6 protein-coding genes are annotated in these 5,614 nt (G+C 43.2%); all 6 read right to left on the bottom strand.

Annotation, left to right across the window (positions count from 1 at the left end):
• Window positions 1–179: 179 nt before the first annotated feature.
• Window positions 180–446, bottom strand: coding sequence for a type VI secretion system PAAR protein (locus H0248_RS21235; RefSeq protein WP_180787388.1), 267 nt, complete (start codon window positions 444–446; stop codon window positions 180–182).
• Between the two features lie 62 nt (window positions 447–508).
• Window positions 509–1,396, bottom strand: coding sequence for an IdsF (locus H0248_RS21230; protein ID WP_180787389.1), 888 nt, complete (start codon window positions 1,394–1,396; stop codon window positions 509–511).
• Between the two features lie 267 nt (window positions 1,397–1,663).
• Window positions 1,664–2,602 carry an IdsF gene (locus tag H0248_RS21225; RefSeq protein ID WP_180787387.1) on the bottom strand — a complete coding sequence of 313 codons (939 nt, stop codon included), beginning with the start codon at window positions 2,600–2,602 and terminating at the stop codon, window positions 1,664–1,666.
• Window positions 2,553–4,160: a hypothetical protein gene (locus H0248_RS21220; RefSeq protein ID WP_180787386.1), complete on the bottom strand. Its 1,608-nt coding sequence runs from the start codon at window positions 4,158–4,160 to the stop codon at window positions 2,553–2,555. The genes H0248_RS21225 and H0248_RS21220 overlap by 50 nt, the downstream gene beginning before the upstream one ends.
• 9 nt (window positions 4,161–4,169) lie before the next feature.
• Window positions 4,170–4,982, bottom strand: a complete 813-nt coding sequence (locus H0248_RS21215; RefSeq protein WP_180787385.1) for a DUF4123 domain-containing protein — start codon at window positions 4,980–4,982, stop codon at window positions 4,170–4,172.
• Window positions 4,975–5,614: bacteriophage T4 gp5 trimerisation domain-containing protein (locus H0248_RS21210; protein WP_445482659.1), on the bottom strand; the 640-nt coding region annotated here is incomplete at its 5' end. The genes H0248_RS21215 and H0248_RS21210, both read right to left, overlap by 8 nt.

The raw sequence follows: 5,614 nt of genomic DNA, 5'->3' as shown, positions 1-5,614 counted from the left end.
GAAAAGAGTCATAAAAACAAAAAAACGGGTGTTGCTATCACGCAACGCCCGCCTGAGATTGAGTAAAAGAATGTGTTAAGTAAATTTATTCGTAAAATAAATCGATCCGCAAATACAGATTTTATGCTTCTTTTCTGGAGAAAATATCCTGAGTGATCACTGAAATAGTGATAGAAATATCAGCCTATATTCACGCTGCCCCCGCCAATCAACACACCACCGCAACTCACGTTGTCCCCTGTTCGCGCCGCAGGTTTGCCATCAATAAACACACTCGATGAACCACCGCTAATACTCCGCGCATGACCATGGGGAACCAAAGGATCGCCTTGTCGAGCCAACGGCATACCATCAACCTTAACCGTCGATGAACCTGCCGCGACGGACGTCGGTGGATGACTACCATGACCGGTATCGCTATCGCCTAATTTAACTGCGTTACCCATTTCTTAATTCGTCCGTTAAAAAATAAATAAACAATTATTTATTCCAGAATAATTACCCTAAATCACCTTACCAGCGTTACCTTGCCATCTATTATTGAGAAATAAGGGTTATAGGTAAACACACCGTCACCATTAGAATTCAGAAACTTCAATGGCGAATTTTGGAAGAATCCAAACGCAAGACGAAAAAGGCGCCCATCACGGTATTTAATAATCTTGTATTTACCCCATTCAATGGGTGCAGGAGTAAGATCTTTATCAATCACATGCTGAGGAAAATCGGTTGAAATAAACATCATGCCCGTTGTGACGCCTTCTGCAAAAGCCATCTCTTCATTTGAGTGTTGTGTGATTTTTTTCAAACCTTCGATGTTACGATCCTTCATCATCATCCAGATATCCGTATAGGCCAGCTTGATTTTTGGCAAATCATTTTCCGTTACAGGAGTGGCATTGACCCACGACCAGCGAGGCAAACCAGTGGCTTTCAAACTCCCCTTGACTTTATAAAAACCATAGTCTTGCTCATTCTTTGTATAACCTTCAAATACGGTTGAACTATTGGCTGTTGTGACAGAACCATTCGCCGTAATCTCACCTTTTTCATTCACGCTTAATTTAATATTGGCGATTTCTGTACTACTTGTTTCGGTATCCTTAGTGACTATCACCTGACAGGAAGAATCAGGATACAGAGTCTTGGGATCTTTATGATTCTGCGGCCCCATAAGTAATTCGATCTCATTCTTTCCATTTTCTAAAAATGCTGTCAGGTTAAATCCCGCTGACATTGTTTTAGAAGGAATCGTTGTATTGTCCCCTGCGGGAAGATCGTTGACTCGTAAAAGGCAGGTACTTTTATAAGTGTTAAAAGAAATCAGATATTTTTCTTTTATCTCTTCTTCGGCCCTGACAGGGAAAGCCAGCACAAAAAAAGAAAACGTAAGCATCCTCAACAATAGTGATAGATTGTAAATTTCTGAAAAAAAATGCACTATCAGCCTCCCTGTAAATTAAATAACTCATGCGTGATAGATAATTATTATCTGTTCATAACCGCTACCCTGTCAACGTGACTGGCAATCATACCACTGACGATTAGATAATTTCCTCTCCGGCCTTTTTAGTATTTTCGTTAATAACAAAATAATGATGTTAGGAGATAAGTTAACACGCTGGAGTAAGCAAAACGCTTACTCCAGCATAACAATATTACATTATCTTACCAACGTTACCTTGCCATCTATTATTGAAAAATAAGGATTGTAAGAGAAAACTATTTCCCCACTGCTATTTATAAAGCGAAGTGGTGAGTTTTGATAATAGCCAACACCTAGACGAAATAATCGACCATCACGATATTTTATGATTTTATACTTATTCCATTCAATCGGAAGAGGAGTAAGCTGTTTATCAACTACATGCTGTGGGAAATCGGTTGAAATAAACATCATCCCCGTTGTAGCGCCTTCTGCAAAAGCCATCTCTTCATTTGAGAGTTGTGTGACTTTTTTCAAACCTTCAATATCGCGATCCTTCATCATCATCCAGATATCCGTATAGGCCAGCTTGATTTTAGGCATCTCATTTTCTGTCACTGGGGTGGCATTGACCCACGACCAGCGAGGTAATCCATCGATTTTTAACGCGCCTCTGACTTTATAGAATCCATAGTCTTTCTCATTCTGGGTATAGCCTTCAAACACGGTTGAGCTATTTTTCGTCGTGACAGAATCTCTTGCTGTAATTTCACCTTTTTCATTTACGCTTAATCTAAAATTGGCGATTTCTGTACTGGTTGTCTCCGTATCCTTTGTGACTATCACCTGACAAGATGAGTCAGGATATAGAGTCTTGGGATCTTTATGATCCTGCGATCCCATAAGTAGTTCGATCTCATTCTTTCCATTTTCTAAAAATGCTGTCAGATTAAATCCTGCCGACATTGTACCTTGTTCAGCATGCCCTGTATCTACAGCAGGAAGTGAGTTAACTCTTAAAATACAAGAGCTTCTGTACGACTTAAAAGAAAACAGGTATTTCTCATTACTCATTTCGTCAGCCCTAACTGGATACAGTCCTAATAGAAAAAAACAAAAAATCATATTAAATAAGATTAAACCGATATTCTGAATCACTCTTTTCCAATTTGTCATGGATAACCCACTCCTTTTTAGCATTATTATTTTTTTCCACTGTTGAATCACTGGAAGAATTCCCAAAAACTCCCCCATCTTCATTTGAACTAGTTCCTGTTCCTTGAGATATATTTACCGTATAATTCACATAAACTTTCGCCGTGATTCCTTCGTGATAAAATACCAAATCCAGCGTATCTTTTGTAGGCGCATGCAGCCCCAGGCAACCTTTTGCCACGGCCTTTCCTCCAATCTCTAATGCGCCTTCTGCAATATAAAATCGGACACCCGCTCGGACATTGGCATCCGTGGTCAACGTTAGCGTGGCTTCTGCTGATTCGTCTTTCTGCCATTCCCACTCATTTTTAGCGTCTGATTTGAATACCAGCGTAAAGTTGAGATCGCCCTCTGCCACCAACCAAAATTTCGTCCCGAAAAACGCCGCATTACGGCCCTCCTGGTAAGCCTGCTCCTGAGACATCAGCTTTTCACGAACGGCTGCCAATAACACATCGGCCCGATACCAGGCGGCAAATGCCTGAAGCAGATCCAGCGTCATTTTTATCCCAATCAGCGGGGCCAACCCCAGCGATAACTCTCGTTCAATATAAACCTCTCCAGAGGTACTATCTTCTTTTAATTCCCCTTTGGCACTAATCTCTAATGCCGGATAGATGATTTCCGTTTCCAACAGCGTGATTTTGTCATTCTCACCTTTGGTTGTAGACAGCGTCTTGCTAATAAAATCGATGGCTTTTACCGATTTATTCAGCCAGGAAAGCGTATTGGCTTTTCGCTTAAAATCTTTTTTCATCGACGCCGAATAATTATGTTCAGGGTTATTAGCCAAAGTGTAGGTAAATTCTCCCCCGATCTCCAGAGTGCGGTTTATTTCATAATTAGGACGTTTCGTCCACCCACGGGCACCACGCTGTGGATTCCCCTTAGCGTTATTTTCCTCTTTAGCCTGCTTCTTTTTCTGCCGTTCAGTAAACTCGGTAACCGTTTCATCGGTGCCAATCGCCACACTGACATCCCACTTGAATGACGGATAAATTATAATTTGCGTGCGAAGCGCATCTCTGGAAGGCAGGCTAAATATCTGTGATATGCCATTAAGAAAGACCAGCGATTCACTGATAAAAGGTTCATCGTTACACTGCCCAACACGCAGGGTATATCTCTCCTTAGGCAACAATGCTTTGATACCTTTTGCAAACACATACTCTCTCAAAAAATCGATGGCATCGTGTGTTGAAAAAATATCTGCTTTTTCTCCATAATCACACACATAATTTGTCAGACCGCTACTAAACGTCTTGGGAGCACGACGTCGCTCAGAATCATAAATGATCCCATGAGGGCACAACGGATTATGTGAAACACAGCCTTTTCCTGTCAGGCCGAGCGAAAGGGGAACGCCCTCTCCTGTTTTATCAATGGTTTCTACCGTTGTGACAAAATCATCCTGACTGTAATCAAATGTCCAGTATTTCACTTTCAGTGAAAACGCATGTATGCAGGTATCTGGATTTTCACAATTACATGATGGCGATCCCGCCGTTAAACTCACCATATATTTTCCTTATAGGGGCACAGAGCCCAATTCCCTGAGTAAAAGTGTTTCTGCTTTAAATGCACCTTTTTTACCTTCTGTACAGAGGACATTCTTAAAGTCAGCAGGAATATCCTCCAGTGTCAGACATTCCCGTTCATGAAATAAAGAAAACAACCCTCGAATGCTCCTGTCATCAGTGATTCCCTGCTGTTTCAACCAACGAAATATTTCACCAATTTTTGGTAAATCGATTGGTCTGTTTTCTCCGTCCCTGCTTTTAATTTTACTGACCAGATTTTCGAGATAGCGCTGCTCAAAAATTAGCGTTAACTCATCCATTTGTTCTGGAGAGAATCGCATTATTTTTCGTCGCGAAGCACTTCCTGCATGAAAAATTGCACGCAATGTAGCAAAGCTTTCACATTGTGATGTTCCCTGCCAGTTTGTCGTTATCGCCTCGATAGGGCCGAGAAAAGTATGCTTTTCCCAATCAGAAAGTACGGACAGAAATGGCCAGATATTGCGCGGGTCATAAAAACGGAAGAAGACCGGCTTTTCTTCATTGGGGATCTGAACATGCAGGTATTTACGTAAATGCTGACGCAGGGTTTTCATATCAGCCCTGCTTTCAAGCAGTATTCCCCAAGGGGTTTTCCGTTGTTCAAGCCATTGAATAATGGCGTCGTCAGTTCGCACCAGATGCGGAGCCAAGCGCCCAATGTTCTCGGGAACCGGAGCGGCGTATAAACTGGCATGGGGTGGATCGAATTGTTCCAGCATCGAAAATAATTCGGGCTCTGCCGCGGCATCCACTATTGCCCAGCGTGTTATCTCACTCACTGTTTTCTTTCTCCTTTACCGGACAGTGCGCGACAAACATCGTCCCTGCGGCGGCGGCCGCTTTCAATATCGCCGGATCGGCAGGGAGTGCCACATCGCCCGGGCTGCCACCTGAATTCAGGTTAATCGCCGGTCCTTTGATGTCCACCCCGCCAGCGTGGATGACCACAAAACTGCCCCCGACTCTGAGCGTCAGTTTGTTGCTGCTTTGTAGCGTCAGATCGCCGTTGCTGTCCACGCTGAATACGCCGTTGATTTTCTGCGTCAGATCGCCCTTAACCTGTATACCCTGATCGCCTTCGGTCAGCGATAAATGATGGCCTGTGGTTTTGTGATCCTGACTGCCTTCCACCGTGACTTTACGATCGTTGGCGACTACCAGTTCTTCATCATTTCCGATACTCGTGGTGCGGTTATAGTCCACGCGCTCATCTTTAGCATTGAGCACCCGCACGGCCATATTTTTCTGGGCGTGCAGGAAGATCTCTTCGTTATCGGTCGCATCCTCAAAACTGAGTTCGTTAAAGCCTTTGCCTTTGTGGGTTTTTGAACGTAGCGTGGTACGCGTTTTGTTAGCGGGCAGCGGATAGGGAGACTGATTGGTCACATGGAAAGTACGCCCGGTGACAATC

The organism is Pectobacterium brasiliense (assembly GCF_013449685.1).
GTDB lineage: Bacteria > Pseudomonadota > Gammaproteobacteria > Enterobacterales > Enterobacteriaceae > Pectobacterium > Pectobacterium brasiliense_A.
The sequence above is the reverse complement of the archived record's forward strand: the minus strand, read 5'-3'. Positions and strand labels throughout refer to the sequence as shown.

Coding starts and splice junctions, on each gene's coding strand:
- H0248_RS21235 (WP_180787388.1), bottom strand. CDS start 446: ATGGGTAACGCAGTTAAATTAGGCGATAGCGATACCGGTCATGGTAGT.
- H0248_RS21230 (WP_180787389.1), bottom strand. CDS start 1,396: ATGCTTACGTTTTCTTTTTTTGTGCTGGCTTTCCCTGTCAGGGCCGAA.
- H0248_RS21225 (WP_180787387.1), bottom strand. CDS start 2,602: ATGACAAATTGGAAAAGAGTGATTCAGAATATCGGTTTAATCTTATTT.
- H0248_RS21220 (WP_180787386.1), bottom strand. CDS start 4,160: ATGGTGAGTTTAACGGCGGGATCGCCATCATGTAATTGTGAAAATCCA.